Origin of the sequence: Actinomadura sp. KC345, from assembly GCF_004348515.1 — a bacterium.
Taxonomy (GTDB): domain Bacteria; phylum Actinomycetota; class Actinomycetes; order Streptosporangiales; family Streptosporangiaceae; genus Spirillospora.
In genome coordinates, this window is sequence record NZ_SMKH01000585.1 from 1 (window position 1) to 1,053 (window position 1,053).

Annotated in this window: 2 protein-coding genes; both read right to left on the reverse strand. The window is 65.8% G+C overall.

Going from position 1 to position 1,053, the window contains the following annotated elements; translation table 11 throughout:
• Positions 1 to 832, reverse strand: an 832-nt coding sequence (locus E1281_RS39745; RefSeq protein ID WP_243717821.1) for an IS3 family transposase, incomplete at its 3' end; no start/stop codon positions are given.
• An 8-nt stretch (positions 833 to 840) separates the two neighbouring features.
• On the reverse strand, positions 841 to 1,053 hold a 213-nt coding region (locus tag E1281_RS39750; RefSeq protein WP_165959333.1), incomplete at its 5' end, for a transposase.

Here is a 1,053-nt window from a genome sequence, read left to right on the forward strand (position 1 = left end):
ACTCGCGCGGGGGAATGTTCCCGCAGTAAGAATGTATCCTTTCGGTGTTATACCACGCCACCCATTCCATCGTGGCGATTGTCACGTCCATGACATTGGACCAGCCGCCATGGAAGTCGATGAGTTCCTTCTTGTAGAGGCTGTTCAGCGACTCGGCGGCGGCGTTGTCGAAGGAATCGCCCTTGCTGCCGACCGATCGTGCTGCGCCGAGCTGGTCCAATCGCTCGGCATACCGAATCGCCGTATATTGCACGCCCCTGTCGCTATGATGAACCAGGCCGTCGTCGATGCCGCCACGCGACCAGACCCCCATTTCCAGCGCATCCAGCGCCAGTTCGGCCCCCAGGTGATCGGCCACCTGCCACCCCACGATGGCCCGGGAGAACAAGTCCTGCACGAACGCGGCGTACACCCACCCGGCAGCGGTGTCGACATACGTGATGTCCGCCACCCACCGCCGATCGGGAGCGTCCGCGGTGAAGTCCCGTTCCAGCAGGTCACCAGGCCGGTCCGCACCCGGCACCGTGGTGCGGGGCCGCTTGCGGGACGCGCACACCCCGGCGACGCCCAGCTCCCGCATCAGCCGCTCCACCGTGCACCGGGCGACCTCGACACCTTCACGATTCAGGTGCGTCCACACCTTCCGCGCCCCGTACACCCGCCGGCCCGGACCTTCCCACACCCGCCTGATCTCCTTCTTCAACCATTCGTCACGCACCGCACGAGCCGACGGTTCGGCCTCGCGTCTCTTCACCGCCCAATACGTCGACGGCGCACACCCCAGCACGGCACAGATCGGATCCACTCCGAACCGCTCCCGGTGAGAATCGATGAACTCGACTAGCGCGGCAGTTTCGGGTCGAGTTCCCGGGCGAAATAAGCGCTCGCGGCCTTCAGGATCTCGTTCGCCCGCCGCAACTCCCGGTTCTCGCGCTCCAACTCGGCGATCCTTTGCGCGTCGCTGGTCGTGGTCCCCAGACGCTGCCCGCCATCGACCTCGGCCTGCCGAATCCAGGTCCGCAACGCCTCACGATGCACCCCGAGCTGGTCGGC